30 protein-coding genes are annotated in these 26,468 nt (G+C 72.3%); 11 read left to right on the top strand and 19 right to left on the bottom strand.

The genetic code is table 11. From position 1 onward, the window contains the following. Positions 1-23: 23 nt before the first annotated feature. From CRP56_RS19185 to CRP56_RS19170, 4 genes are all read right to left on the bottom strand, one after another. Complete coding sequence (locus CRP56_RS19185) at positions 24-845, bottom strand: hypothetical protein (protein WP_097265674.1); 822 nt, start codon at positions 843-845, stop codon at positions 24-26. 269 nt (positions 846-1,114) lie between these two features. Next, positions 1,115-1,657, bottom strand: coding sequence for a DinB family protein (locus tag CRP56_RS19180; protein ID WP_097265672.1), 543 nt, complete (start codon positions 1,655-1,657; stop codon positions 1,115-1,117). 25 nt (positions 1,658-1,682) lie between these two features. Further along, on the bottom strand, positions 1,683-1,877 hold the full coding sequence (locus CRP56_RS19175) for a DUF397 domain-containing protein (RefSeq protein WP_097265670.1): 195 nt from the start codon (positions 1,875-1,877) through the stop codon (positions 1,683-1,685). Beyond that, positions 1,861-2,700 carry a helix-turn-helix domain-containing protein gene (locus CRP56_RS19170; RefSeq protein WP_097265668.1) on the bottom strand — a complete coding sequence of 280 codons (840 nt, stop codon included), beginning with the start codon at positions 2,698-2,700 and terminating at the stop codon, positions 1,861-1,863. The genes CRP56_RS19175 and CRP56_RS19170 overlap by 17 nt, the downstream gene beginning before the upstream one ends. 113 nt (positions 2,701-2,813) lie before the next feature. Here CRP56_RS19170 and CRP56_RS19165 point away from each other — a divergent pair, with 113 nt between their 5' ends. Continuing rightward, complete coding sequence (locus tag CRP56_RS19165; RefSeq protein WP_097265666.1) at positions 2,814-3,206, top strand: hypothetical protein; 393 nt, start codon at positions 2,814-2,816, stop codon at positions 3,204-3,206. A gap of 15 nt (positions 3,207-3,221) precedes the next feature. Here the strand turns inward: CRP56_RS19165 and CRP56_RS19160 are convergent, their stop codons facing one another. Genes CRP56_RS19160 through CRP56_RS19145 form a run of 4 tightly spaced genes read right to left on the bottom strand, consistent with a single transcriptional unit; the run spans position 3,222 to position 6,721 of the window. Continuing rightward, the gene (locus CRP56_RS19160) at positions 3,222-3,449 is read right to left on the bottom strand and encodes a hypothetical protein (RefSeq protein WP_097265664.1); all 228 of its coding nucleotides are present in this window, start codon (positions 3,447-3,449) and stop codon (positions 3,222-3,224) included. Beyond that, entirely contained in the window at positions 3,446-4,774 is a 1,329-nt protein-coding gene (locus CRP56_RS19155) for a PTS transporter subunit EIIC (protein ID WP_097265663.1), read from the bottom strand. Before CRP56_RS19155 ends, CRP56_RS19160 begins: the two co-directional genes overlap by 4 nt. 16 nt (positions 4,775-4,790) lie before the next feature. Further along, positions 4,791-5,726, bottom strand: a complete 936-nt coding sequence (gene murQ, locus CRP56_RS19150) for an N-acetylmuramic acid 6-phosphate etherase (RefSeq protein WP_097265661.1) — start codon at positions 5,724-5,726, stop codon at positions 4,791-4,793. A gap of 38 nt (positions 5,727-5,764) precedes the next feature. Continuing rightward, positions 5,765-6,721 carry a MurR/RpiR family transcriptional regulator gene (locus tag CRP56_RS19145; RefSeq protein ID WP_097265660.1) on the bottom strand — a complete coding sequence of 319 codons (957 nt, stop codon included), beginning with the start codon at positions 6,719-6,721 and terminating at the stop codon, positions 5,765-5,767. A 55-nt stretch (positions 6,722-6,776) separates the two neighbouring features. On the opposite strand from CRP56_RS19145, the gene CRP56_RS19140 reads away from it, so the two are divergent. After that, entirely contained in the window at positions 6,777-7,172 is a 396-nt protein-coding gene (locus CRP56_RS19140) for a hypothetical protein (RefSeq protein WP_097265659.1), read from the top strand. Beyond that, complete coding sequence (locus CRP56_RS19135; protein ID WP_097265657.1) at positions 7,169-7,447, top strand: DUF4031 domain-containing protein; 279 nt, start codon at positions 7,169-7,171, stop codon at positions 7,445-7,447. Before CRP56_RS19140 ends, CRP56_RS19135 begins: the two co-directional genes overlap by 4 nt. On the opposite strand, the gene CRP56_RS19130 is transcribed toward CRP56_RS19135, so the two are convergent. Together CRP56_RS19130 and CRP56_RS19125 are read right to left on the bottom strand one after the other, a co-directional pair. Continuing rightward, positions 7,444-8,568 (bottom strand): GNAT family N-acetyltransferase, encoded by a 1,125-nt coding sequence (locus CRP56_RS19130; RefSeq protein ID WP_257040828.1) that lies wholly within the window; start codon positions 8,566-8,568, stop codon positions 7,444-7,446. The two genes, CRP56_RS19135 and CRP56_RS19130, sit on opposite strands and share 4 nt — an antisense overlap. 27 nt (positions 8,569-8,595) lie before the next feature. Beyond that, a complete protein-coding gene (locus CRP56_RS19125) occupies positions 8,596-9,240 on the bottom strand; it encodes an HD domain-containing protein (protein ID WP_097265653.1) in 645 nt (214 codons plus the stop codon). Positions 9,241-9,287: 47 nt separating this feature from the next. Between CRP56_RS19125 and CRP56_RS19120 the strand changes: the two genes are divergently transcribed. Both CRP56_RS19120 and CRP56_RS19115 read left to right on the top strand, forming a co-directional pair. Next, entirely contained in the window at positions 9,288-9,956 is a 669-nt protein-coding gene (locus CRP56_RS19120) for a maleylpyruvate isomerase family mycothiol-dependent enzyme (RefSeq protein ID WP_097265651.1), read from the top strand. A gap of 59 nt (positions 9,957-10,015) precedes the next feature. Further along, entirely contained in the window at positions 10,016-10,708 is a 693-nt protein-coding gene (locus tag CRP56_RS19115) for a copper homeostasis protein CutC (RefSeq protein WP_097265649.1), read from the top strand. A gap of 113 nt (positions 10,709-10,821) precedes the next feature. Here CRP56_RS19115 and CRP56_RS19110 read toward each other — a convergent pair whose 3' ends face one another. Beyond that, complete coding sequence (locus CRP56_RS19110; RefSeq protein WP_097265646.1) at positions 10,822-12,882, bottom strand: HelD family protein; 2,061 nt, start codon at positions 12,880-12,882, stop codon at positions 10,822-10,824. 269 nt (positions 12,883-13,151) lie between these two features. Between CRP56_RS19110 and CRP56_RS19105 the strand changes: the two genes are divergently transcribed. Next, positions 13,152-13,337, top strand: a complete 186-nt coding sequence (locus tag CRP56_RS19105) for a hypothetical protein (RefSeq protein ID WP_179851060.1) — start codon at positions 13,152-13,154, stop codon at positions 13,335-13,337. Between the two features lie 25 nt (positions 13,338-13,362). Here the strand turns inward: CRP56_RS19105 and CRP56_RS19100 are convergent, their stop codons facing one another. After that, on the bottom strand, positions 13,363-15,006 hold the full coding sequence (locus CRP56_RS19100) for a DNA repair helicase XPB (protein WP_059195861.1): 1,644 nt from the start codon (positions 15,004-15,006) through the stop codon (positions 13,363-13,365). Between the two features lie 135 nt (positions 15,007-15,141). Here CRP56_RS19100 and CRP56_RS19095 point away from each other — a divergent pair, with 135 nt between their 5' ends. Beyond that, complete coding sequence (locus CRP56_RS19095; RefSeq protein ID WP_097265642.1) at positions 15,142-15,681, top strand: hypothetical protein; 540 nt, start codon at positions 15,142-15,144, stop codon at positions 15,679-15,681. A gap of 3 nt (positions 15,682-15,684) precedes the next feature. Here the strand turns inward: CRP56_RS19095 and CRP56_RS19090 are convergent, their stop codons facing one another. Together CRP56_RS19090 and CRP56_RS19085 are read right to left on the bottom strand one after the other, a co-directional pair. Continuing rightward, complete coding sequence (locus CRP56_RS19090) at positions 15,685-16,419, bottom strand: hypothetical protein (protein ID WP_143664914.1); 735 nt, start codon at positions 16,417-16,419, stop codon at positions 15,685-15,687. 190 nt (positions 16,420-16,609) lie between these two features. Further along, positions 16,610-19,138 carry a helicase-associated domain-containing protein gene (locus CRP56_RS19085; RefSeq protein WP_097265638.1) on the bottom strand — a complete coding sequence of 843 codons (2,529 nt, stop codon included), beginning with the start codon at positions 19,136-19,138 and terminating at the stop codon, positions 16,610-16,612. Between the two features lie 152 nt (positions 19,139-19,290). On the opposite strand from CRP56_RS19085, the gene CRP56_RS19080 reads away from it, so the two are divergent. Together CRP56_RS19080 and CRP56_RS19075 are read left to right on the top strand one after the other, a co-directional pair. Then, positions 19,291-20,262, top strand: a complete 972-nt coding sequence (locus CRP56_RS19080; protein WP_097265636.1) for a hypothetical protein — start codon at positions 19,291-19,293, stop codon at positions 20,260-20,262. A gap of 38 nt (positions 20,263-20,300) precedes the next feature. After that, on the top strand, positions 20,301-20,972 hold the full coding sequence (locus tag CRP56_RS19075) for an HAD family hydrolase (RefSeq protein ID WP_097265634.1): 672 nt from the start codon (positions 20,301-20,303) through the stop codon (positions 20,970-20,972). On the opposite strand, the gene CRP56_RS19070 is transcribed toward CRP56_RS19075, so the two are convergent. Beyond that, positions 20,948-21,199 carry a hypothetical protein gene (locus tag CRP56_RS19070; RefSeq protein WP_079306906.1) on the bottom strand — a complete coding sequence of 84 codons (252 nt, stop codon included), beginning with the start codon at positions 21,197-21,199 and terminating at the stop codon, positions 20,948-20,950. The genes CRP56_RS19075 and CRP56_RS19070 overlap by 25 nt on opposite strands. Positions 21,200-21,363: 164 nt before the next feature. On the opposite strand from CRP56_RS19070, the gene CRP56_RS49090 reads away from it, so the two are divergent. Beyond that, positions 21,364-21,747, top strand: coding sequence for a cold-shock protein (locus CRP56_RS49090; RefSeq protein WP_097265632.1), 384 nt, complete (start codon positions 21,364-21,366; stop codon positions 21,745-21,747). Positions 21,748-21,785: 38 nt separating this feature from the next. Here the strand turns inward: CRP56_RS49090 and CRP56_RS19060 are convergent, their stop codons facing one another. The 4 genes from CRP56_RS19060 to CRP56_RS19045 all read right to left on the bottom strand — a co-directional run bounded on the left by CRP56_RS19060 (position 21,786) and on the right by CRP56_RS19045 (position 25,240). Then, positions 21,786-22,625, bottom strand: coding sequence for a 1,4-dihydroxy-6-naphthoate synthase (locus tag CRP56_RS19060; protein WP_097265630.1), 840 nt, complete (start codon positions 22,623-22,625; stop codon positions 21,786-21,788). Continuing rightward, positions 22,622-23,263, bottom strand: a complete 642-nt coding sequence (locus tag CRP56_RS19055; protein WP_097265627.1) for a futalosine hydrolase — start codon at positions 23,261-23,263, stop codon at positions 22,622-22,624. Before CRP56_RS19055 ends, CRP56_RS19060 begins: the two co-directional genes overlap by 4 nt. Positions 23,264-23,276: 13 nt before the next feature. Next, the gene (locus tag CRP56_RS19050; RefSeq protein WP_097265625.1) at positions 23,277-23,780 is read right to left on the bottom strand and encodes a hypothetical protein; all 504 of its coding nucleotides are present in this window, start codon (positions 23,778-23,780) and stop codon (positions 23,277-23,279) included. 62 nt (positions 23,781-23,842) lie between these two features. Continuing rightward, a complete protein-coding gene (locus tag CRP56_RS19045) occupies positions 23,843-25,240 on the bottom strand; it encodes an MFS transporter (protein WP_257040827.1) in 1,398 nt (465 codons plus the stop codon). Between the two features lie 291 nt (positions 25,241-25,531). Here CRP56_RS19045 and CRP56_RS19040 point away from each other — a divergent pair, with 291 nt between their 5' ends. Further along, positions 25,532-26,458, top strand: a complete 927-nt coding sequence (locus CRP56_RS19040; protein WP_097265621.1) for a DUF3027 domain-containing protein — start codon at positions 25,532-25,534, stop codon at positions 26,456-26,458. Positions 26,459-26,468: the final 10 nt, after the last annotated feature.

The following is a 26,468-nucleotide window of genomic DNA, read 5'->3' as shown; positions in this document are numbered from 1 at the left end:
GTGACGTCGGACCGTGGGAGCCGTCATACGAGTGCCCTTTCGCGGCGTCGTTGATCCATTGCGGCTCGGATCTCCGCCGCACGGGCGTGGATCTCCGGGGCGGGCGGGAGCGCGGCGGGGCGTTCGGGGGCGCGCCCTCCGCCCCGGCAGCCGCCGCACACGCCTCCCGGCAGCGCCTCCGGCGGACCCGGCAACCCGCACTCCGCGCACTCCAGAACCCGGCGGGGTGGTCGCGCGGCGGGTGGCTCGGGCGGGAGTTTGCTGGTCAGGCGGCTATGGACGAGGGCCGCCGCACTGTGGACCGGGACGGGCAGACCGCTGGTCAGGGCATGGCGTACGACCTCGTCGGTGGCGCCCCGCTCGAACCACGGCGTCAGCAACGGGGCGAGGCGCGCGCACTCGGCGCCGGAGAGGGAGAGCGCGGGGGCGGTGCGGCCGAGGGCGGCGAGGAGGACGTAAGCGCGGGAAAGCGTACGGCGAGGCCGGTCCGGCGGTTCCTGCGGTACGTCTCCTCGCGTGAACGCCGCCCACCAGTCATCGTCCCGTGCGGTACGGGAGAACCACGATCGGGTGATCCAGTGGGAGGTGCCGGATTCGGTGGTCAGTCGTTCACGCCCGCGCCGCAAGTGCCCTTCCCTTTGCAGGCGGTTGAGGGCGGTGCGGAGGGCGCACTGTCCGTACGGCAGCTGCTTGGCCAGCATCTTTACGGAGATGTCGGCGCCGTCAGGAAGGCGGTCGAGGTAGCCGGCGATGGCGGCTTCGCGGGGCGGGAGGTGGGCGAAGTCGTGTTGGGAGCGGGGGCGTTGGTCGGGGGCGGTGCGCTTGCCGTAACCCGGCTTGGACATCGGGTGCGGGGCAGCGTGCGCGGGCAGAGGGGCAGCACTAAACTGGGCGTCAGCCACGGATCGACTCCGAGCGATCTCGTCGGTCAAGCCCCCGCAGGTGTTGGCGCACCTGGCGGGGGCTGTTCGTTATCCGGACCGTAGACGATCGTGACTCTGCGTGGCAAGCCGGACGCGTCAAGTCAACACGCGGGGTGGGAGGGCGGGTTGAGGCCCGCCTCCCATTCCAAGCAAAGAGGGCTCGGGGCTGGGCGCTTGAGCTTCGGGAGCGGTCAGCCCATGCTCTTCGCGCCGTCCAAAGACTCCCGGATGATGTCGGCGTGCCCGGCATGCTGGGCCGTCTCGCCGATGATGTGCAGCAGCACCCTGCGCGCCGACCATCGAGCCCCGGGCTTGAACCAAGGAGCCTCGGGCAGCGGGTGGTCGGCGTTCAGGTCGGGCAGGGACATGACGATCTCGTCGGTCCGGCGGGCCGCCTCCTCGTAGGCGGCCAGCACACCGGCCAGGGTGTCGCCGGGCAGCATCCGGAACTCGTCGGCGCGCCGGGCGAAGTCGGCCTCGGTCTTGTTCTTGAAGTCGTCGGCCGGCGACGGGCCGTTGAGGATGAAGGCCGCCCAGTTCCGCTCCACCGACGTGACGTGCTTGATCAGGCCGCCCAGACACAGCTCACTGGCCGTGGTCCGCTGCCCGGCCTGTTCGTCGGTGAGGTCACGGGTCGTGAAGCGCAGGAAGTGCCGCTGGTGGGCCAGCACTTCCAGCAGGTCGGGGCGTTCGGTGGCGGTGACGGTGACAGTGTCCTGCGTGGTGTTGGTCATGGGGGCACGCTAGGAGCGGTGTAGGTCAGATCCTGACCTCTATGACGGCCTCGACGAACGCCGACCACGCCGACGCCCGGAACGTGAGCTTCGGGCCGTGGGGGGCCTTGGAGTCGCGGACCGGGATGAGGGTGGGGTGGCCGTCGGCGACTTCGAGGCACTCGCCGCCGCTGCCGCCGCTGTAGGTTGACTTGCGCCAGTTCTCAGGGGTGTTCCTCATGGGCGTAATCCTGCGCCACCGCCTCGATCATGGCCAGGGACTTCTCCGGCGAGAGTGCGGAGGCCGCGAGAAGCTCGAAGACGAGCCTCATGTGGGCGACCGTGGCCGGGTCGTCCTCCATTCGCCCGGTGCCGACTCCCTCGAAGTAGGCGAGCGGAGGGGCGTCCTCGAAGTCCATCAGCCGCAGGTAACCCTCCATCGCCGTGTGCGCTCCCGCGCTGAACGGCAGTACCTGCACGATGACCCGGTTCCGGCGGGCCAAACCGGCGACATGCTGGAGAGCTTCGGCCATGACCGCCCGCCCACCGGTCTCCCGACGCAACACTGCCTCGTCAAGCACCGCCCACAACAAGGGCTTTGTTGGGTTGTCGAGCAGGCGGGCCCGTGCCATCCGGCCCTCCACCCGCTCCTCGATAGTCTCCTTCGGCGCGGTCGGGGCGAACGCGCGGTTCACGGCCCGTGCGTACGCGGGAGTCTGGAGCAGCCCAGGGAGCAGCATCGGTGCGTACTGACGCATCGCCGTTGACAGCGCTTCCGCCTCCGCCGCCTCCGCGAAGTGCTCGGGATACCGGGACTTGGCCGCCGCCCCACAGTTCCGCTGGAAGAAGTCCCCCGTCCCCAGCACCTCGTCCAACATCCGCGCGATATCCGGCTGGATCCGCCGCGTCGCCGCCTCCAACTGCCCGACGAACGAGCCGCTCACGAACAGCCGGACCCCCAACTCCTCCTGACTCAGCCCGGCTTTCTCCCTGGCGTGACGTAACTCCGCGCCCAGCAGAGCGCGTGGTGACGACGACGGGTCGAGGTCCTTCGGTCCTGCCATGGCAGCTCCCGGTCCGACATCAAAGGTGTTGGGATGTCCCGTATGGCCAGGCTAGAGGCGTGGCGGGCACGCTGTGTTGCGAATCGCAAACTCAGCGTGGAGGTAAGAAGGTCATGCGGTCGACCGAGGAAATCGTCGAGTCCCTACGAGCCGCTCTCACATCCGCCGGCATCGTCCTGCCGTCCCTCACCGTCGACCCCGTCACCGCCGCCACCGGCGAACCCTTCGCCCTCGTCGATCTGGGCCGCTGCAACATCCGTACCGCCGAACGCCTCGCCTCCGTACTCCGCGGCGAAAGACCGCCCGTGGGAACCCAGGTGCGCGACGCCCGCGACGGACGGCTCGGTGAGGTCATGGGACACGTCGGCGGCACCGTACAACTGCGTCCCCTCGGTGGCGGCCGGGAGTGGGACTGTCCGCCGGAGTCGGTCGGACCCGCGCCGCCGGAGGAGGTGCTGCGGGCGCGGGTCCGGAAGGCCAACCGGGAAGGGCGGCTGCCCTGTTGAACGCGGCTGAGTAGCTCAGCCCTCGGGGCAAGCGTGCGTCGGTGCGGAGGCGAGGTCGCCAAGGACCGGGGTGACCGCGTGTTCCGCGGTGCACACCACCGGGGCGGCCGAGCCCCAGTGGTTGCCATCATGGGGGTCGGCGTGTGCGGGGGCGGCGAGGGCTACGGCGGAGGAGGCCAGCGCAGCGGCGGCCATCAGCATGTTCTTCATGGTCGGGGAACGACCGGCCGCCGCCGGAGTCACCTCTCCTTCGGCAGTCCGAAGGCGTACGTCGCCCCGAACCCGACCGCGTACCCTGTCAGCAGCCCGCCCCCGTAGATCGCCGCCGCCGTGCCCAGCCCGCCGTCCCCGGCGAGCAGGGGGAACAGGGCCCAGCCTGATGGGCCGATCGCCGTGGCCCCTACCCGCTCCCCGAGCATCGCGAACAGCCCGACGAAGGCGCCCCCTGCCGCCCCGCCCGCGCAGGCCGTGAGGAAGGGGCGTCCCAACGGCAGCGACACCCCGTAGATCAGCGGCTCGCCCACGCCCAACAGCCCGGCGGGCAGGGCCGACTTGATCGTCGTACGCATCGCGGTGTTGTGGCGCAGCCGGACGTACACCGCGGCCGCCGCCCCCACCTGGCCCGCGCCCGCCATGGCCAGTAGGGGGAGGAGCGTGGTCGAGCCCTGTTGTTCGATGAGGGTGGCGTGGATGGGGATCAGGGCCTGGTGCAGGCCCAGCATCACCAGAGGGAGGAAGAGCCCGCCGAGGACCGCGCCCGCGAAGGCGCCCGTCGTCGACAGCAGCCAGTTCGCCGCCGTGCCGATCGCCGAGGCGACCGTACCGGCGGCGTACATGAGGACGTACAGGGTCGCCAGGCCGGACACCAGGACCGTGAGCGTCGGGGTGAGCAGGACGTCCAGCGTCGCGGGTACGTGGCCGCGGCACCATTTCTCCACGTACGTCCCGAGCACCGCCGCCGCCAGCGCGCCCAGGACGCCGCCCTGCCCGGGGGCCAGCGCCACGCCGAAGGCCGTCACCTTCGCGACCCCCGGGTACACGACGACGGCCGCGATCGCCCCGCCCAGTACCGGGGTGCCGCCGAACTCCTTGGCGGTGTTGTAGCCGACGAAGACCGCGATGAGGGACATGAAGGCGGAGGCGATCGCGGAAAGGGCCGACGTCAGCCCGTGCAGCCAACCGGCGTTCACCAGCAGCCCGTTGAGGCCCGCGAGGATGCCGCAGCCGATGAGCGCGGGGATGAGCGGGACGAAGACGTTCGCCACCCGGCGCAGCGCCAGTTTCAGCGGGGTCGCGTTGCGGGCGTGCCGTGTCTCCTTCCGCAGCAGTGCCTCGAAGTCGGCCGTCACCCGCGTGACCGCCCCCGGCCCGAGAACGATCTGGTACGTGTCGTCGTCCTCGACCACGCCCAGCACCCCCGGCAGCGCCCGCAACGCCGCCCCGTCCACCCGGGACGGGTCGGCCAGGCCCAGCCGCAGCCGGGTCATGCAGTGGGCGACGGAGGTGACGTTGGCGGGGCCGCCGACCAGGGGGAGGAGCGCTGTCGCGGTGTCGTACGAGGTGGTCATCCGACGAGCGTGCGGGTCAGCCGCCCGCCGCCGCGAGCGCGGCGCGCAGATGGCCGCCGGACTCCTCCAGAAGGCGGGTGGCCGCGGGGCCGTCCACGCCGGTGAGGATCACCAGGATGGCGTTCTTCACCTCGCCGTCCGTCTCCGCCAGCGCCCGCTCGATCTCCTCGTCCCCGGCGCCCGTGGCGAGCGCGACGATCCGCCGGGAGCGCGCCCGGAGCTTCTCGTTGGAGGCGCGTACGTCGACCATCAGGTTCCCGTAGGTCTTGCCCAGCCGGATCATCGTGATCGTCGACAGCATGTTCAGCACCAGCTTCTGGGCGGTGCCCGCCTTGAGCCGGGTGGAGCCGGTGACCAGTTCGGGGCCGACGACCACCTCGATGCCGTGCTCCGCCGCGGCGGCCAGCGCGCTGTGCGCGTTGCAGGACAGCCCGATCGTCAACGCGCCCTGGGTGCGGGCGTGTTCGACGGCACCGATGGCGTACGGGGTACGGCCGGAAGCGGAGATGCCGACCACCGTGTCCAGGGGCGTCAGCTTCAGCGCGTCCAGGTCCGCTCTCGCCAGTTCCTTGGAGTCCTCGGCGCCCTCGACGGAGGTCACCATGGCCTCCGGGCCACCCGCGATCAGGCCGACGACCTGCGCCGGATCGGTGTTGAAGGTCGGCGGGCACTCGGAGGCGTCCAGCACACCGAGGCGCCCGGCGGTCCCGGCACCGGCGTACACCAGCCGGCCGCCCTGGGCCATCCGGGCGGCGACGGCGTCGATGGCGGCACCGATCTCGGGCAACCGCTGCGCGACGGCGGCGGGCACGGTGACGTCCTCACCGTTCATGAGCCGGGCGATGTCGAGGGTGGGCAACTGATCGATGTCGGCGAGCTCGGGCCGGAAGGCCTCGGTGGTGAGGGCTTCCAACTCGATGCGGAGATCACGGCGGTTGGAGGTCGAAGTCATAGGGAGCGGCTCTTTCGACTGACGGTGGGGGGTTCTGCCTACGTTCTCCCGCGATGCCGGTGCGCCAACGCCTCGTACGACGAAGCCAGCGCCGGCGCCGCGGTCTCGTACGTCCTTTGCGCCACCCCCACGAACAGACAGTCCACGACCAGCAGCTGGCTGGTCCTCGACGACATCGCCGCCGGCCGCAGCTCGCTCTCCCGGGCCGTGGACGTCGTCAGCACATGGTCCGCGTACTGCGTCACCGAGCTGTCCGGCCGCCCGGTGATCGCGACCGTCGTGGCCCCGCGCTCGAACGCGACCCGCAGCGGCTCGATGACGTCCCCCGTCGCCCCGGAGTGCGTGATCGCGATGGCGACGTCCCCCGCCTTCAGCTGCACGGCGTTGGTGACGGCGAGATGCGGGTCGCTGTGGGCGTGGGCTATCAGCCCTATCCGCAGCAGCTTCTGCACCAGGTCCTGGGCGACCAGCCCGGACGCCCCGATGCCGTACACGTCGATGCGGCGGGCGGTCGCCGCCGCGGCGACGGCCGCCGCCAGTTGCACGGTGTCCAGCCCGGCGGCCGTGTCGGCGAGCGTCTGCTGCTCGTCGTAGGCGAGTTTCGCGACGACGTCGGCGATGGGGTCGTCCACCGCGATGTCCGTCGTGATCGCGGGCGCCCGCCCCGACTGCTGCTGTGCGGCGAGGCCGGCGAGGGCGAGGCGCAGGTCGCGGTAGCCGGGGTAGCCGAGGATGCGGGCGGTGCGGACGACGGTCGCCTCGCTGGTGCCGGTCAGTTCCGCGAGGCCGGTGACCGTCAGGGCCGCGCAGCCGGCCGGGTCCCCGGCGACGGCCTCGGCGACCCGCTGCATGGAGCGGGTCATGGAAGGGGTGAGCGTGCGCACCTTGGCGGCGAGCGCGGCGGGGGCGGGCGGTGTGCCTTGACCACCGGGACCGCCCGGACCACTCGGGCCGCCCGAGGCGCTGCCGAAAATTTCCTTCACTTCCCGGGTCACATATGAAAGATATTTTCGGCTCGGTCCCGTGGTCAAGAGTGCGCACAATGGAGGCATGGATCCCTCCGGCCTCCCCGTAAGCCCTTTGGAGCAGGCGTTGCACGCGGCACGCGCCCTCGTGCTCGCCGACTTGGTCGCGGGAGAGGTCGCCGACGCGGACGTGGTGTCGCTCGTCGAGGAGTCCGTCGTACAGCGCCGCTGGTGGGTGGAGCAATGGCCGGACGGCGCGGAGTTCGTGGCCGGACTGGTCGCGCAGGACGTCCAGGACGCGCTCCTGGAGCGTTACGGCCGCTGGCCGCTGTGCCCGGTCTGCGGGGCCGGTGACCCGCACGCGCTGGAGGTCGAGCCGGAGCTCGGACCCGATCCGTCCTGGGTGTGCCACAAGGCGGGCGTGCGGGTCGCGTCCGTGGGCGCGCTGGGCTCGGTGCCCGGCGGGACGCCCTCCTCGTGACCGTTTACATAGACCCACCCGCCTGGCCGGGACACGGCCGGATGTGGTCCCACCTGGTGAGCGACGTGTCGTACGACGAACTCCACGCGTTCGCCGACGGGTTGGGCGTCCCGCGCCGGGCCTTCGAACGCGACCACTACGACATCCCCGCGCACCGGTACGCGGACGTGGTGGCCGCCGGCGCGGTGGAGGTCAGCAGCCGCGAGGTGGTGCGGCTGCTGACGGAGTCGGGGCTGCGGCGCCCGAAGGGGCGTCCCGCCCAGGACAGGCCCTAGCTCTGCTTGCGCAGGTACAGGCGGAGGTCGGTGTCCTCCTCGTGCGGCGCGTGCTGTTCGTGGGTGAGCACCTCGTGCTGCTCCCCGACCGTCGCCCGGGTGTATCCGGCGCGGGTGACGACGGCCTGGGAGGCGCGGTTCGTCTCCTCGATCGTCGCCATGAGCAGCCGTACGCCGTCCCGCGCCAGCGCCCACTCGCTCAGCGCGCGCAGCGCCTCCGTGGCGTAGCCCTGGCCGCGGGCGGAGGGGGCGAGGTCGTAGCCGACCTCCGCGCGGCCGTCCTCGTCCGGGGCGCCGTGGAAGCCCATGCCGCCGACCGCCTTGCCGTCCTCGCGGCGGACGAGGACGAAGACGCCCCACTCCGGGCGGTGCACGCCCGCCTCGTACGCCTTGACCAGCATCCCGGCGGCCTCGCGGGTGCCGTCGAAGGGGCCGTCGGCGACCCAGTCGTAGCCGCCGTCGCCGCCCAGGCGCAGGTCGGCGGCGGCCGCGGGGGTGAGGCCCTCCAGGGTGAGGCGCTCGGTGGGCAGGACGAGGTTGTTGTACCAGTCCCACTCGGTGACCGGGGCGCGGCCGGGCAGCTCGCCGCGGCCGGTGGCCCACAGCAGGGTGGGCCAGTGCTCGGCGCCTGGCTGGATGTGCGGGAACATGCGGGTGAGCACGAACTCGGCGAGGTCGGCCGGGGGTTCGTAGGCCAGGCCGAGCCCCTCGGCGATGTCGTGGGTGTGCAGCAGCACCTCCCCGACGGCGAGCGCGGCGAACCCCTCGGGGTTGGCGGAGTAGTACGGCCGCGGGTGATAGGCGCGGGCCCGGGGCGGCGTCACCCGGACCGTGGCGGAGAGCAACACCCCTCCGCCCTCGATGAGTTGGAGTACGCGAGCGTTGTCCGTGCTGTCGTCGTCGACGACGATGTCGAAGGGACGGTAGGTGTCCTGCACCTGCCCGGCCAGCCGCCCCGCGTAGACGATCAGGTCCTGCGCGATGTGCTGGGCCGTCTCCCGGCAACTCCACTCGCACCGCCCGGCCCGCACACCGTCCCAGTCCCGCTCGACCGCGCCCCGCAGTACCGCCACGGCCCCCGCGACGGCCTCTTCCACCCGCTCCGCACCCCTGTGTCCCATGAGGTGCAGGCTATGAGGCCGCCGCCCTCAGGGCGACAGCATTTCCAGCTCGGCGGCGAGGTTGTAGCGGGCGGTCGCCTCCCACTCGGCCGCCCCGTACGGCGTCCGGAACAGCCTGGGCAGATCGAGAAGCTGCCGCAGGATGGCCGAACGCCCCTCCTGGAAGGCCTCGTTGGGGACGAAGTGGTACTCCTCGCGCACGGCGGCCGTGTACGCGGCGTACGCGGAGGGCGGGGCGGCGAGGATCGCGAGGTCGGCGTCGCACAGTACCTGTCCGTCGCGGTCGTCGTCGGCGGGGTCGTGGGTGACGGTGAGCCGCACGAGCCGTGCGACCTCCGCGGTCGTCTCCGAGGGGACGCCGGCCTCGGGGAGGGCGCGCTCGGCGATCCGCGCCGACCGCTCCTCGTTCTCCGACCGCTCGGGCAGGTACACGGCGTCGTGGAACCAGGCCGCGAGCCGTACGACGTCCGGGGCGTCCGCGTACTTCTCCAGCACGTCGACGTGGTCCAGGACCGCGGTGAGGTGCGCGAGCGTGTGATAGCGCCGCTGCGGCTCCTGCCAGCGGGCGAGGAGGTCGTCGGCGTAGGGGGTGGGGTCGGGGCCGTCACCGGTACCCCTGACCGACCGGAGCGCGTGGGAGAAACGGACGCGGAGGGCATCGAGATCGACCATGTACCGATTGTCGCGCTACTTGTCGCGCGCCCCTAGCGTGTGGGGACATGACGACGACTGAGGACGTACGCGACCCCGACCTGCCCGGCCTCCTCCTCACCACCGAGCGCGACGGTCTGATCCCGCTCCTGCGGTCCCGCCCGGACGCCGATTTCGCGCTCCCCACCGCCGGGTGTCCCGGCTGGACCGTCCGGGACGTGGTGGCGCACTGTTCGTCCGCGCTGATGCGGATCGTGGAGAGCCGCTTCGAGAAGGACGTCTTCTCGCCGGAGGCGAACGACCGGGACATCGCCGAGCGCGCCGAATGGACGAACGCGCAGGTCGTGGACGAGCTGGAGCGCGGGATGACCGAGGCCGGGCCGGTGATCGCCAAGGCGGGCGGGGTGCTGGACCTGGCCGCGGTGGGCGAATGGGTGCACGGCGGCGACGTACGTGACGCGCTCGGCGAACCGGGCGCCTACGCGGGCCCCGGCCTGCCGCGCGCCCTCCTGCTGCTGTCCCGGATCACCCGGAACAAGGGGACCCTGCCCCTGCACGCCGACCTGGACGACGTCGACGAACCGCTCACGCTGGGCGCGGTGTCGGGGGAGCGGACGCCGGCCCGGTACATCGGGGACGCCGCCACCCTCGTACGGCTGTACGCGGGGCGTCCGGTGGAGGGGCGGGCCTTCGAACTGGCCGGGGCGGAGGCGGCGGAGCTGAACATCTTCTTCTGAGGGCTGGCGTACCCTGAGATTGGACTAGACCTGTCGCCTACGCCTACGAACGGGGTCCCATGAGCAAGCGTGCAGTCCTCGAGGTCATCGCGCTCGACGCCGAGGACGCGATCGCGGCGCAGGCCGGTGGCGCGGACCGGCTGGAGCTGGTGACCGACATGGCGGCCGACGGTCTGACCCCGTCCGTGGCGACCTTCGCCGCGATCCGGGCCGCCGTCGACATCGACCTGCGCGTGATGCTCCGCCTGACGGACGGCTTCGCGGCGGGAGATGTCGACCGGCTGGTCCGCACCGCCGGCGAGCTGCGGGCGGCCGGTGCCGACCAGTTCGTGCTCGGGTTCCTCGACACGGAGGGCGGCGTGGACCTGGCGGCCGTGGAGCGACTGGTCGCGGAGCTGGACGGCTGCCCCTGGACCTTCCACCGCGCCATCGACCACACCGCCGACCGGGACGCCCTGCGCAAGCAGCTCGCCGACCTGCCGGGCCTGGACACCTACCTCACGGCAGGTTCGGCGAAGGGCGTCGAGACCGGCCTCCCCACGCTGCTCGCGGAGGCGGCGAGGACGGGGGAGCCGGGGTATGAGCAGCAGCTGCTGGTGGGCGGGGGCTTGGTGCTGGAGCATGTTCCGCAGCTGCTGGCGGCGGGTATTGAGGCCTTCCACATCGGGGGCGCGGCGAGGCCGAGGGGCTGGGAACACCCGGTGTCGGCGAGGGCGGTAGAAGAATGGCGCCGCGCACTGCAAGGCTTTTAGGGGCGCGGGGCTGTATCAATGTGCGGCTCCGCCGCGCGGGCGCGCCCAGCCCCCTCGAACCTGCACCCGGCCCCCGGCCTCAAGCGGCACCCCCTCAGCCGCAACCCGTCTGACTAGCCGAGCTGAACCGGCAACGGCGCCGCATGGGTCACGATCAACCCCGACACCGCACGGGTGAGTGCCACGTACAACCGCCGCAGCCCCGTCCGCTCATCCGGCTCGCCGTCCACGACCGCCTGCGGCTCGTCCAGGACCACGTAGTCGTACTCCAGGCCCTTCGCGAGCGAGGCGGGGACGAGGGTCAGGCGCGTCTCCTCGGTCGTCTCCTCGCCGGGCGCGAGGTAGCCGATGCCGGCCGCGTCGAGGGCCTCCGCCAGGGCCGGGACCCGGGCGTCGGCCGCGATCAGGCCCGTCGAGCCCTCGTTGCGCAGCAACTCCTCGCAGGCGGCGACCACGTCGGCCGTGCCGGTGATCGCACGGAGGTCGAAGAAGCCGGGGTTCTCACGGACCGACGCCACCGGCGTCAGACCCGGCGCGATGTGCGGGAGCAGCCGGGAGGCGTAGGTGATGACGTCCGTCGGTACGCGGAAACCGGCCGTCAGTTCCTCGATCACGCCGTCCGCCTTGCCGAGGTGGGCGAGCGCCTCGTCCCAACTCCGCGTCGCCCAGGGCGTGGTGCCCTGCGCCAGGTCGCCGAGGACGGTCGCCGAGCCGGTGGTGCAGCGGCGGCCGACCGCCCGGTACTGCATGGGGGAGAGGTCCTGCGCCTCGTCCAGCACCACATGCCCGAGCGAGTGCGTGCGCTCGACGACGTCCGTCGCCTCGTCGATCAACACCGCGTCCGCGGCCGACCACTTGGCCGACTTCACCGACCGCACGGGCTTCGCCCACAGGATCGTCTTCTGCTCGTCCTCGTCGAGGATCCCGTCCGCGTGCGTGGCGAGGAAGTCCGCGTCCGTCAGCAGCCGCAGCACCAGCTTCGCCGGGTCGACCGGCGGCCAGATCTGCTTCACGGCCGCCTTCACCGCCGCATTGCGCGCCACCGAGTCCTGCACCCGGTCGTCCGGCGCCTCGCCCGAGCGCTCCATCTGCACCAGCACGGCATGCGCGATGCGCTGCGGGAGGGCGTCGCGGGCGGCGCCGTAGCGGATGTCGCGGTCGAGCAACTCGCGGACGATGTCCTCCAGTTCGTACGCCGGGACCCGCCACCGCCGCGAGCCGCGCACGACCACGACCGGCTCGGTCGGCATCGTCACATGCGAGTACACAGCCCGCCGCAGGACGTCCGCCATCCGCGCGTCACCCTTGATGACCGCGGCGGCCGCGTCGTCCGTGCCGCGCACCTCGACGCCCTTCGCCACCAGGTCGTCGACCGTGGCCTGCTGCACGCTCAACTCGCCCAGCGCGGGCAGCACTTGCTCAATGTAGTGCAGGAAGGACCGGTTCGGCCCGATGACGAGGGTGCCGGTGCGGGCGAGCCGGTCGCGGTGGGCGTACAGCAGATAAGCGACCCGGTGCAGACCGACGGCCGTCTTCCCGGTCCCCGGCCCGCCCTGCACGCACACCGTGCCGCCCAGCCCCGACCGCACGATCTCGTCCTGCTCGGGCTGGATGGTCGCGACGATGTCCCGCATCGGACCCACACGCGGCCGCTCGATCTCCTGCTGGAGGAGCTTGCTGGTGGTGGCCGCCTCGGCGGGGTCGGAGAGGTGCTCGTCCTCGTACGCCGTGATGTCACCGCGCGTGTACCCGAAGCGGCGGCGCAGGCCCACGTCCATCGGGTCCTTCTTGGACGCCCGGTAGAACGGCTGCGAGACCGGCGCACGCCAGTCGATGACCATCGGGTCGCCGTCGTGGTCGTGGACGTGCCGTCGGCCGATGTAGAAGCGCTCGCCGTCCGCGCCTTCGGCCAGGTCCGTGCCGGGCGCGTGCAGATAGTCGAGGCGGCCGAAGAAGAGCGGGGTGTCGCTGAGGTCGGCGAGGGCCGCGATGCGCTCGTTGATCTGGCGTTCCAGGATCTGGGCGTTGACCCAGTTCGCGGTGACGTCCTTGATGTCGAGGGACTCGGCGTCCTCCCGCATCGCGCGCAGGGCGGCACGGGACGCGGCGAGATGGCCGCGCTCGCGGCCGAGGGGGTCGTCCAGGGGCGCGGGGTCGTCGACGGGCGTGGACAAGGGGGTGCCTCCGAAGGTGCTGCAAGGTGCTGCGGGCTGGGTGGCTGCTGCTGCGAGTACCGACCGGTTTCCGTCCGGGCGGCGGCGCTCCGTGGAGGGAGGCGGGCAAGAGCGGAGATTGTAGGTGAGCGTGCGCGGGGGCCGCCAATGCATTTCCGGGGGCCCTCCCCTAGGGGACGGCCCCCGGGAGCCCCTACGACTCAGGTATCACAGCAAGTCGGGACCTTGGGCCGATGCTCTCCTTATGCCTCGAAAGCCACCATGGAGACATGAGTGCAGCGACCATCACCCCAGCCCCCGGTCGCCCTTCCGGAGCGACCCCCGTCACCGACACCCACCCCACCCACCGCCTCGGCGACGCCTTCCGCGCGATACGCGTCTTCGTCGGCACCGCGTTCGAGGTGATCATCCTCGGCGAGTACGGCGAAGAGGCGGGCGTCCGCCGCAGGCGTTAGACCCCGGGAGACCCGCCGGGGGGCCTCATCCCTCCGTCAGCAGCTCGTCGGCGTCCACGATCCGGTAGGCGTACCCCTGCTCCGCCAGGAACCGCTGCCGGTGCGCGGCGAAGTCCTGGTCGATCGTGTCCCGGGCGACCACCGAGTAGAAGTGCGCCTGGTGCCCGTCCGCCTTGGGCCGCAGCACCCGCCCCAGCCGCTGCGCCTCCTCCTGCCGTGACCCGAAGGTGCCCGACACCTGGATGGCGACCGTCGCCTCCGGCAGGTCGATGGAGAAGTTCGCGACCTTCGACACCACGAGGACGCTGATCTCGCCCTCCCGGAAGGCGTCGAAGAGCTTCTCGCGCTGCGCGTTGGGCGTCTCGCCCTTGATGACCGGCGCCCCGAGGTGCTCCCCGAGCTCGTCGAGCTGGTCGATGTACTGCCCGATCACCAGGATCTGCTGCCCGGCGAAGCGTCGTACCAGCGCCTCCGTGACCTTCCGCTTCGTCGCGGTCGTCGCACAGAACCGGTACTTCTCCTCCTGCTCGGCGGTGGCGTACGCGAGCCGCTCGGAGTCGGTCAGGTTGACCCGGACCTCGACACAGTCGGCGGGCGCGATGTAGCCCTGCGCCTCGATCTCCTTCCAGGGCGCGTCGAACCGCTTGGGCCCGATGAGCGAGAAGACGTCCGACTCCCGCCCGTCCTCCCGGACGAGGGTGGCCGTGAGGCCCAGCCGCCTGCGCGCCTGAAGATCGGCGGTGAACTTGAACACCGGGGCCGGCAGCAGATGCACCTCGTCGTAGACGATCAGCCCCCAGTCCCGGGAGTCGAACAGCTCCAGGTGCGGATAGACGCCCTTACGCCGGGTCGTCAGCACCTGATAGGTGGCGATGGTGACGGGCCGGATCTCTTTTCTCGTCCCGCTGTACTCGCCGATCTCGTCCTCGGTCAGCGAGGTCCGCTTCACCAGCTCGTGCTTCCACTGCCGGGCGGAGACGGTGTTGGTGACGAGGATGAGCGTGGTCGACTTGGCCTGCGCCATGGACCCGGCCCCGACGAGGGTCTTCCCGGCACCGCAGGGCAGGACCACGACCCCGCTCCCTCCGTGCCAGAAGTTCTCCACGGCCTGCTTCTGGTACGGCCGCAGGGCCCACCCGTCTTCGGCCAGCTCGATCGGGTGCGCCTCGCCGTCGACGTACCCGGCGAGGTCCTCGGCGGGCCAGCCCAGCTTCAGCAGCGTCTGCTTGATCTGCCCGCGCTCGGAGGGATGCACGACGACGGTGTCCGGGTCGAGCCGCGCCCCGACCAGCGGCGCGACCTTCTTCGACCGCAGGATCTCCTCCAGCACCGGCCGGTCGGTGGTGGTCAGCACGAGCCCGTGCGCGGGATGCTTGCTCAGCGTCAGCCGTCCGTACCGGTCCATGGTCTCGGCGACGTCGACGAGCAGCGCGTGCGGCACCGGGTACCGGCTGTACTGCACGAGCGCGTCGACGACCTGCTCGGCGTCATGCCCGGCCGCGCGCGCGTTCCACAGCCCCAGCGGCGTCACCCGATACGTATGGATGTGCTCCGGTGCCCGCTCCAGCTCCGCGAACGGCGCGATGGCCCGACGGCACTCGTCGGCCTGCTCGTGGTCGACTTCCAGGAGCAGGGTCTTGTCCGACTGGACGATCAGCGGTCCGTTCACGTACGCACTTCCCTTCCGCACGGGCCAAACCTCCAGTGTGCCGCATACCGGCGAGAAGCGGTCCGGGCGCCGATGCAACCTCTGCCCCGTCCTGCCTGTCTAGTCGGGCGGGGACCGGCGGAGTGAGGAGCACGCGTGTCGGTGGTCAGGTGGGGGTTCGGGCTCGGGGCGACGGCGGTGTTCGTGGCCACGGGGGCGTGGGTGGTGTGGCCGCAGGACGTCGACAGCGACCTGTGGCAGGAGATACGTCCGGCGATCGAGGCCCGCCTGGTGGCCGAGGCGCACGGCACCGGGTACGGCGAAACCGCCCCGGAGCTCGACGCGCGGTGGTTCTGCCACGCGGAGGCGCTGGAGCTGAACGAGAGGGACGGAGTCGTGCGGGCAGGCGTCGACACGCTCTGCATGGAGTACGGCGTCCAGGCACACGCCCTGGTCGAGTGCTCCGGCGCCCACGTCCCGCAGGTACTGCGCCTGAAGCGGGACGCCGACGGCGGCTACCGCATCGTGTCCCAGGAGGAGCCCCCCGATGGGGCGGGCTACGCGGAGTGGACGCACACCCACTTCGGCCACTTCACCCGCACCGAACTCGACGACACGCTCTCGACCACACCCCTGGAGACGGCAGCCCGCACCCACTTCGGCCTGGCGGCGGACTCGTCGGTCGTGCGGTGCTGAGACTCAGGGATCGACGGGCGCTGACTTCCACCACGTCACGAGCGAATCGGCGTCGGGGCTCTCGGCTACCACCCCGATGAGCTGGTCCTCGAAGGACCAGGCGATGCGGTACACACCGTCGCCCCAATGGCAGGCCACCGTCCCGGCGTCGGTGCCGTACAGGTTCCAGAGGCCGGCGTAGTTCCCGTGGTTCTCGCAGCTTCCGGTCTCGGAGACCGTGAAGTCCGACGTCTCCTCGGTCATCCAGTTCCGCATCTGGTCGGCGTCGGCGAAGGACAGCACGATCGGGTCCGTCGCCGGTCCCTGGGCGGACTCGCAGTTCACCGCGACGGAGGCGTAGTCGCCGGGGTCGGCGCTCCGGCACCCGGACAGGTCGCCGCCGACCCGCTCGGCCAGCGCCCGCTCGTCCGCGGTGAGAGCGCCGTCCGGTTCCTCCGACGTGATCTCGTCGTCAGGTGTCTCGCTCGTGCGGTCGTCGACGGGCCTCTTGGGCGTCGGCGAGTCACCCGTGTCGCCCGGCGGCAGGGGTGCGGAGGAGACCGAGGACGTGGGCTTCTGGTCGGAGCCGCCGTTGAAGACTCCGCTGAAATAGGCGGCAAGCACCGCCGCGACGATGGTCGCGATCCCGACCACGACGCCCTGCCAGATGGTCGCCCGCGCGGCCCTTCGATGCGCCCGGTCGTCCGGCGGCTGCCCGGCTCCCGGTCCGCCGTCCCCTGGATTCCCCGCACTGCTCATACGGCCGTCCCCCCGCCGTCCCCCGGTCCGCACCGGCCCACGCCCACCGATCACTTCCGGCCGCCGATGCGTGCTGCCACCGGAATAGCACACCGACCGTGATCGATACAGCCGTTTTGCGTGCAACCTCGCTTTGGTCGGTGTTCGCGAGGTTTAGGGGTATCTCAGGGGCGTCCGGGAAGGAAGGCGATCACCCCTGGTCGTCCGCGAGCTCCGCGACCCCCGTGATCCGGTGCAGTGGGTACGTCCGTACCTCGTCCGCCGTGTGGTCGTACGCCGTCACGAAGCCGCCCTCCACTCGGACCGGGGCGATGACGCGCTGGCTGGCGGCGCCCTCGGCGTTGACGTAGCCGATCCACAGGGTCTCGCCGGTGAGGACGGCGGCCTGCATGGTGGCGAGGGTCTCGGCGGAGCTGGTGCGCGGGAGCTCACCGGTCGGGCCCGCCGAGGGGGCCTGCTTGCGCGGGGTCGTGGAGGCCAGGTCACCGGCCCGGATCGCGCGGATCGCCGCCGTCAGCAGCGTGGCGTCCGGCACCGGTGGGCCGTCCGGGACCGGCTCGGGGGCGGTGCGCGGCGGGGTGCGGTGGGCGTGGGCGCGGGCGATCAGGACATCGCCCTCGGCGGACTCGGCGGCCGGCGCGAACCCCATCGAGCGCAGCCCGTCCAGGAGGGCGGCCGGGTCGGCCTGCGAGGCGAGGACCGTGGGCGCCAGCCGCCGGAGCCCCAGTCCCGCGGCGCGCTTGTCGGCGAGGATCTCGTTGAGCACGGCGTCGTCGTCGCAGCGGACGTACGCGGAGGCCGCGCCGACCCGGAGGTGCCCGTGCTTGCGGGCCACGTCGTCGATCAGATAGGCGAGCGGCTGCGGCACCGGCGTACGGGAGTGCGCGGTCAGGAAGGCGTGCAGGTCGGAGGCGGACTGCCCGGCGTCCAGCGCCCGCCGCACCGAGCCCGGCGTGAACCGGTACACGGTCGCCCCGCCCTTGGACTCCACGTCCGCGAGCACGCCCAGCATGTCGGCGAGCGGCCGCCGCAACGGCCCGGGCGCCACCGCCGTCAGGTCGGCCTGGAGCAGCACATGGTCGAGCGGCTCGGGCAGCAGCGGCGCCAGCAACCGCCCGGCGGCCGCGACGGCGACGGCCTGCTCGGCGGCGGAGAGGGGTTCCGGGTGGGGTGCCGGTACGGGGTGATGGTGCACGGGGAGCTTGTCGCCGGGGCCGGTCGGCTCGTGTGCCGTGCTCGCCCGGTCGGGCGCCGCCGCCCCCAGCAACGCCCGCCCGTGCGCCGACAGTGACCCGCGCCCCGTGACGCCCAGCAGCTCGGCCTCGCTGAGGGTCCACTGGGCGAGCCGTGAGCGCAGGTCGTCCTCGCGGCGCTGCGGCCGTTCCCACCGCAGCCGCGCCAGTACCGACTCCGCCGTCGGTGCCGCGCCCTCGGGGAGGCCCGCCAGCAGGGTCAGCACCCGGTGTCGTACCTCCGACGCGGCGCTGCGGTCGAGGCCGGGGCCCAGCGCCGACAGGGTCCGCTCCTTCGCGTCCCGGCCGCCGACCAGCCCCGGCGTCCGGGTCGCCGCCAGCCACGCCTCCGCGAGCCGCGCCCAGCGTTCCGCGGGGGGCTGCTCCAGCCACTCGTCGTACGCCGGGGTCGCCGCGTACCGCTCGTCGGCCTCGCCGTCGGAGGCCAGCAGCCCGGCCGCGTAGGCCAGTTCGACCCAGAACGCGGCGATCGGCTCGGGCACGTCGAGGGCGACCGCGGTCCGCTTCAGGTCCCGCACGCTCAGCCCGCCGGCCCGCAGCACCGCGGGCCCGCCCTCGTCCCAGTCCTTCAGCAGCTCCTCGACGGTCGCCAGCGCGGTGTACGCCTGCCCGGCCGCCGTCGCGTCCACAACCTGTGGACGGTACGACGCCGCCGCCTCCACGACCGGCGGCACCGGCTCGGTCGCCCGGTGCGCGAGCCCGCCCCGCAGATGCAGCGCGACCTCGCGTGGCAGGACGACCGTCCCCGGCGCTGTCGGCAGCAGCAGCCCGAGGTCCAGCAGCCGCCGCAGCCGGGGCGCCGGATCGGCGGTGACCTGCCCGTACGGCGGCCCCCACATCAGCCGCCGCAGCACGTCGAGGGACTCCTCCGGCTGCCCGCCGAGCAGCTTCGCCATCCGCCTGCGGTCGGTGAACAGCCCGGTCAGCGCGGCCACCGCCGACACCGAGTCGTGCGTGGACGGCAGCCCGGCCGCGGTCACGATCTCCTGGATCCGCCCCGGCGACATCCCCGCCGACGCCTCCGCAACGGTCGGCCCGAGCCCGGTCGGCGACGGATGCTGCGGCGAGGGCGCGAGCAGCTCCCGCGCGGTGCGCACCAGCCGCAGCCGCGTGTCCTCGCCCCACAGCAGCGCCTGCTCGCGCAGCGTGCCCACCGCGCGGGGCAGCGCGGCGGCGACGGCGTGGTCCCCGCCGTCCCCGCCCATCAGCCCGAGCAGTTCCTCGTACGACGCCGGGTCCCCGGCCACGGCGAGCGCCTCCGCGGTCTGCAAAGCGAACCGGTCCAGGCGTTCGAGGGCCCGCACGACCGAGGCACGCGTCCCGGCGCGGGTGGCGAGCTGGGTGAGGTCGGTCGGGACGGGGGTGATGAGGTCGGGGCGGGCCCGCAGCAGGGCGGCCAGGGAGACGTCGTCCCTGGCCCGGAGGGCTTCGGCGAGGGAGCGGGGCGGGGTGGCCGGGGTGCTCATCCGACCCACGGTATCCGGTCGGTACGACGGTGCGGCGCGGCTCGGTGGGTTGCGACCACGCCGACGGCACGACCGTACGCGGCTACGTCCCCCGCCCCGCGCGCGATACCGTCACTCCGGGGTTTCAACGCGCCGCACCCCGGAGGGACTTCGTGGATATCGAGAGCGATCAGGTCGTCTACGAGTATCTGAGCCGCGTCGGCGACGTCGCGCAGCAGCGGCAGTTGCCGTCCGGCACCCGCATGCGCCTCGTCTCCGAGCTGCGCAACGAGATCGACCGGCGCCGCGCCAAGGCCCCCGTGGACAGTCCCGCGGCCGTGCGCCGCATCATCGACCGGCTCGGCAGCCCCGACGAGGTCGTCACCGCGGCCGGCGGCGCCCCGCAGGCCGCGTCGGTGCCCGCGCCCACCCCCACCGCCGTACCCGTGCAGCGGGACCGGGAGGTGGCGGAGCCGCGCCCCAAGGGGCTGCGCCGGATCATCCCCAAGCCCCGCCCCGCCGAGACCCCCGACGAGGCCCCGGCCCCGCCGCACCTCGCCGGCCCGGCCGAGCTCGGGGACAGCACGCTCCCGCCGGACTGGTGGCGGGTGGGGGACTCCCCGTTCGGGGCCGGCGAGGGCGTCCCCGGCTTCGTCGGCGGCGTGGAGATCCCCGAGCTGCTCAAGCCCCCGCCGCCGAAGGAGACCCCGAAACCGCCGGTCGAGAAGGCGGCGGCGGAGGCAGCGGACGAAGTCGTCGAGGAGGCCGCGGTCCCGCGCCGGCGGCGCCTGTTCGCCCTGCCGAAGGGCAAGTGGACCAACCCCCTGCTGCTGCTCGCCGCCGGCTGCCTGGTCGTCGGCGCCGTGATCGGCAACCTCGTCGTGCTCCTCGTCGGCTGGCTCATCGCCTACGCCTCCCGGCGGCTGACCGACACGGAGACCAAGTGGGCGGTGATGTACCTGCCCGGCCTGGCGCTCACCGCCGGGATCGGGTGGCTGTGGGGCCGCAACGACGGCCGCTGGGGCGAGCCCATCGCCGAGGGGCAGATGAACGCCGCGGTCGCCGACACCTGGCCCTGGGTGGTCCGGGGCGCGGCGGTGGCGTCGGCGCTGTTCGTGGTGTGGCGGTCCCAGCGGCGGAAATAACGGGAAGCCGGCCGCCGCGACTGGGCACAATGGCGTATATGGCCACTGCACCCATCTCCGCCCCCACCGAGGGACCCATCGAGGGACCCACCGAGGGACCGACCGTCGGCTTCGACCTCGACATGACCCTCATCGACTCCCGCCCCGGCATCCACGCCTGCTACGTGGCGCTCGCCGAGCGGACGGGGACGTACATCGACGCCGACCTCGCGGTGACGCGGCTCGGGCCGCCGCTGACGGAGGAGATGGCCCACTGGTTCCCCGCGGAGCGGGTCGCGGCCGTCGCCGATCTCTACCGTGAGCTCTACCCGACGTACGCCATCACCGGCACCCTCGCGATGCCGGGCGCCCGGGAGGCGATAGCGGCCGTGCAGGCGGCGGGCGGCCGGGCCGTCGTCGTGACCGCCAAGTGGGAGCCCAACGCCAAGCTGCACATGGAGCACCTGGGCATGGCGCCCGATGCCGTCATCGGCAACCTCTGGGCCGAGCAGAAGGCGGTGGCCCTGCGCGAGCACGGGGCGTCGGTGTACGTCGGCGACCACGTCGGTGACGTGCGCGGCGCCCGCACCGCCGAGGCCCTGTCGGTCGCGGTGCCGACCGGCCCGTGCAGCGCGGCGGAGCTCGCCGAGGCCGGCGCGGACGTGGTCCTGGCCGACCTCACGGAGTTCCCGGCCTGGTTCGCCGGCTACCTCCCGGCCGCCCGCGCCTGACGCCGCCCCGCCGCGACCGACCGCAGCACCCCGGCGGCGGCGATCAGGAAGCCGACGCCCATGAGCATGCTCAGTCCGAACATGTACGTCGGAAAGGGCGTCGTACCGAGAAACAGCGGGGCCACGGTGACGAGTGTGGCCACCGTACCGACGAAGAACACGATGGCACCGGCACGGATCAGTCGGTCACCGGGCCCGGCGGAATTCGCTTGGGTTTTGTCACGCACCCGACCAGGGTAGTTCCCTGCCCGAAGGAACAACCGGGCGACGTCTTGTCACCGGCCCTAAGACCATTAGCCTTGGTACCGGCGGGTCCGACGACCCGCCCCAGTGCTATCAAGAGCCGTTTTCAGAAGCAGTTTTCCGACGAGTACGAGGACGAGGAACAGACGTGCCTACCGGCAAGGTCAAGTGGTTCAACAGCGAGAAGGGCTTCGGCTTTCTCTCCCGCGACGACGGCGGTGACGTCTTCGTCCATTCCTCGGTCCTCCCCGCCGGAGTCGAGACACTGAAGCCGGGCCAGCGCGTGGAGTTCGGCGTCGTCGCCGGACAACGCGGTGACCAGGCCCTTTCGGTCGTCGTTCTCGACCCGACCCCGTCCGTCGCGGCGGCGACCCGTAAGAAGCCCGACGAACTGGCCTCCATCGTCCAGGATTTGACCACCCTCCTGGAGAACATCACGCCGATGCTGGAGCGCGGCCGCTACCCCGACAAGGTCGCAGGAAAGAAGATCGCCGGACTGCTGCGCGCGGTCGCCGATCAACTCGACGTATGACGTAGGACGTATAGAGGGCGTACGGAACTGGTGGATTTCTAGGGGAATTCCAGTGCGTTCGGGCCGAGGGGCGGTACCAGCCCCTCGGCCGCCGCACGTGTCAGCAGACCCCTGACGGCCGCGTACCCGTCCTCGCCGAGATCCGCCGTGAACTCGTTGACGTACAGCCCGATGTGCTGGTCGGCGACGGCCGGGTCCATCTCCTGGGCGTGCTCCATGACGTACGGCCGGGACACCTCGGGCTCGTCCCAGGCGGCGCGCACGGAGGTGCGGATGGAGTCGGCGAGCAGCGTCAGCGTCTCGGCGCCCAGCGACCGCTTCGCGATGATCGCGCCGAGCGGGATGGGCAGCCCGGTGGTGTCCTCCCAGTGCTCGCCCATGTCGGCGAGCTTGTGCAGCCCGTAGTTCTGGTACGTGAAGCGCGCCTCGTGGATGACGAGTCCGGCGTCGACCTTCCCGTCCCGCACGGCCGGCATGATCTCGTGGAACGGCATGACGACGATCTCGCCGACCCCGCCCGGCAGCGTGTCCGCCGCCCACAGCCGGAACAGCAGATACGCCGTCGACCGCTCGCTCGGCACCGCGACCGTCCGCCCGGTGAGGTCGGTCCCCGCCTCCCGGGTCAGCACCAGCGGCCCGCAGCCCCGCCCCAGCGCCCCGCCGCAGGGCAGCAGCGCGTACTCGTCGAGGACGTACGGCAGCACGGCGTACGACACCTTCAGCACGTCGAACTCACCGCGCTCGGCCATGCCGTTGGTGACGTCGATGTCCGCGAACGTGACGTCCAGCGCGGGCGCGTCCGGCACCCGGCCGTGCGCGAGGGCGTCGAAGACGAAGGTGTCGTTCGGGCAGGGGGAGTAGGCGATGTCGAGGCTCATACCGTGTTCCAACTCTCCAGTACGGGTGCGAGCTTCCCGAAGCCGTCCGTCAGGGCCTGGAGGGCGTCCCCGATCCGCCAGGCGGCGCGGTCGCGCGGGCCGACGGGGTTGGAGACGGCCCGGATCTCCAGCACGGGCACGCCGTGCAGCGCGGCGGCCTCGGCGACGCCGAAACCCTCCATCGCCTCCGCGAGCGCGGTGGGGTGACGGTCCTTCAGGAGGGCGGCGCGGGTGGCGGTGCCGGTCACCGTGGAGACGGTGAGGACGGCTCCGGCGCGGGCGCCGGTGGCGGCGACGGCCTCTCGTACGAGTGATTCCGGCGGACGGTGGGTGACGGTCCCGAAGCCGAGTTCGGTGACCGGCAGGAACCCCTCGGCCGTCTCGGCGCCCAGATCGGCCGCGGTGATCTCGTCGGCGACGACGAGCGACCCGACGGGCGCGTCCGGCTGGAAGCCGCCGGCGATCCCGGCGGAGACGACGAGGCCGCGGGGCGCCGCGGCGAGTGCCGTGGCGGTGGCCGCGGCGGCGCGGGCGGGGCCCACCCCCGCCGCGATCACCTCGATGCCCGTCGTCCCCGTCAACGCGCGAGCCACCGCGTCCCGTTCGACCGGGACCGCGGTGGCTACGAGGATGCGCATGACGGACGGCGGATCAGGCGTCGCCGTTGACGAGCTTGAAGTTCCAGACGCCCTTGAACTCCTTGCTGGAGCCCCCGCTCTTGGGCTTGTCCTGCTCGACGATGCTGATGTACAGCGTCTTCGGCGCGGCCTGGCCCTGCTGGTCGGCGAAGAGGTCGACGCCCTGGAAGGAGTAGTACGTCTTCTTGTAGACGTTCGTGACCTGCTGGCCGTTGATCCACAGCGCCCAGCCGGTGTCCGCGATCTTCGGGTCGACGCCGATGCGGAGGGTCTCGCTCTGGGCGACCTCGATCGAGTCGGACGCCTTCTTCAGGGCGCACTTGGTGGCCTTCTCCTGGCCGAGGTCGTCACCGTCCTCGTAGCAGGTGGCCTCCGAGCTGATGGAGTTCTTGCCGACCGTCACGGTCGCGCGCGGCGTCGGCTTGTCACAGGCCGCCAGGACGAGCAGTCCGGCGGAAACGGCGCCGGCGACGGCGACGGCGCGGCGGCGTCGCACAGCGGCTTGCATCGTGGTCATGGCCGAAGGCTATCGGGCAGGTGCAGCAGTCTCTTTATGCGGGGTACGGCGTGCCCTGTTCGTTACGCCACGCGCGTGCGCGGAGCGCCCCCGTGGCGGGCCGAGCTGAGCAGCCCCTTCACCGTCGCCAGCCAGCCCGTGGCGATGACCGCGGCGGCCACCGCCAGGCCCAGCGTGCCGTTGAGGGGCATCACGATGCCGACCGCGCCGCCGAACACCCAGGCCATCTGGAGCATCGTCTCCGAGCGGGCGAACGCCGAGGTGCGCACCTGTTCGGGCACGTCCCGCTGGATCAGCGCGTCCAGGGACAGCTTGGCGAGGGCCAGCGTGAAGCCGGTGACCGCGGTGAGGACGGCGACGAGGAACGCGCCGAAGAAGATCGCGGCCGTGATCGCCGTACCGAGGACGACCGCGAGGACCGTCACGATGATGATCTCCGGCGCGCGGGAGCGCAGCCCGGCGCCGACCGCCGTGCCGAGGGCGTTGCCCACGCCGGCCGAGACGGCGACTATCCCGAGGGAGACAGCCGCGCTCTCGCCGGTCAGGGGGTGCTCGCGCAGCAGGAAGGCGAGGAAGAAGGTCAGGAAGCCGGACAGCCAGCGCAGGGCGGCGTTGGCGCCGAGGGCGTGGGTGACGGCGAGGCCGACGGTCCGCAGGCCCGGGCGCTTGACCGGCTGCCGGTGGGGTCCGTGCAGATGCTTCTCGTCGGCGGCGAGCAGGGCGACGTCCTCGCCCTTGGCGGAGTCCACCTTCGGCGGCAGCGTGAAGGACAGGAAGGTCCCCGCGACGAAGATCACGAAGGCGCCGTAGAGCGGCCAGCGCGGCCCGATCGCCTGCAACCCAGCGCCGATCGGCGCGGCGATGCCGGTGGCGAGGAGCCCGCCGAGCGTGACCCGGGAGTTGGCCTTGACGAGGGAGAACCGGGGCGGCAGCAGCCGGGGCACGACGGCGCTTCGTACGACGCCGTACGCCTTGGAGGAGACGAGCACGCCCAGCGCCGCCGGATACAGCTCCAGGCTGCCGGTGACGACCGCCCCGGACAGCACCAGAGCCAGCAGGGCGCGGGCGAGCATGGCCCCGGCCATGGCGGCGCGGCGCCCATGGGGCAGCCGGTCGAGGAGCGGGCCGATCACCGGGGCGAGGACCGTGAAGGGTGCCATCGTGATGGCGAGGTAGAGGGCGACACGCCCGCGGGCCTCGTCGGTGGGGACGGAGAAGAACACGGTCGAGGCGAGCGCGACCGTGATCATCACATCGCCCGCGCCGTTCACAGCGTGCAGCTCGATCAGTTTGCCGAGGCCGGATTCCCCCGCCCCGTGGGCGTGGGTGGCCTTGCGGATGCCGCGGGCGGGTCCGGACACCGGGAAGTGCAGGGCTCGCCCGACGGAACGCAGGGAACCTCGCGTCCTGCCGTTGCCCTTGATTCCGGTGGCCCCTTGGGGCGTCTTCGCGGCTGCCACGACGTTCATAGTGCCCCGAGTCAGGGCTTCGTAGTGCGGTTACCGCGCGTATGTCCGTGCTTTCGTGCGGTGCTTCGGGGCTGTGTCGGGGGGTAAACGTCCCGTCGGTGTAGGCCGTACGCACGCGAGCAGGTAGCGTGCGTATCTCAGCCATCCCGCAGAATGGATGGTAGGTGCGCCCGAGTGCGAGCGGGCGCGGACGTCGACGCGGTCCCCCGGTCCGCTCCGTCCGCCCCATCGCGCGTTCAGGCAGGCGCACCAGAGAGACGGCGTAGGAGAGAAGCGATACCTGTGAGCGCAGCGACCACGCGAAGCCGCACCCCCGACCGCCTGTGCGCCGAGGCCGTCGACCTCGCCCGCGCCGCAGCCGAGGAGGCGGCGGCTCCAGGCGTCGTCGGCGAGCACGCGGGCGCGGTCTCCGAAGGCGACCGTGTCGTCACGCACTTCTTCGAGTGCAAGGAACTCGGCTACCGCGGCTGGCGCTGGGCGGTGACGGTGGCGAGGGCGTCCCGCGCGAAGGTGGTGACGCTGGACGAGGTCGTCCTCCTCCCCGGCCCCGACGCCCTCCTCGCCCCCGAATGGGTCCCGTGGAGCGAACGCCTGCGCCCCGGCGACATGGGCCCCGGCGATCTCCTCCCCACCGAGGCCGACGATCTCCGCCTGGAGCCCGGCTACTCCGGCGAGGACGATCCGTTCCCGAACTCGGCGGTCTCTGAGGACATGGCCGAGCTGGTGGAGGCGGAGGACGCGGAAGTGACCGCGGGCACGCCTTCCAACCTCCCGGTGGCCCCCCGGCGGGGCACGATCGCCGCGCTCGCCGAGGAACTCGGCATGCGCCGGGCGCGTGTCCTGTCCCGCTACGGCCTGCACAGCGCCGCGGACCGCTGGGAGGAGGCGTTCGGCTCCAAGACCCCCATGGCCCAGGCGGCCCCCGCCACCTGCGTCAGCTGCGGCTTCCTCACCCCGATCGGCGGCTCCCTCGGCCAGGCCTTCGGCATCTGCGCCAACGAGTTCGCCCCGGCGGACGGCAGGGTCGTCTCCCTGGCGTACGGCTGCGGCGGCCACTCGGAGGCAGCGATCATGCCGAAGCCACCCCGCCCGGCGCCCCCGGTGATCGACGAGACAAAGGTCGACGCCTTCCCCCTCCGCCCGGCGGCGGACTCGGGATCGGTACCGACGGTCACGGACGAGGACTCGGCGGAGCTGGGCCACTCGTAGCCGCGCCGGC

This window comes from Streptomyces sp. TLI_55 (assembly GCF_900206255.1).
Lineage (GTDB): Bacteria > Actinomycetota > Actinomycetes > Streptomycetales > Streptomycetaceae > Streptomyces > Streptomyces aquilus.
This window is presented reverse-complemented; position numbering and strand designations above follow the sequence as displayed.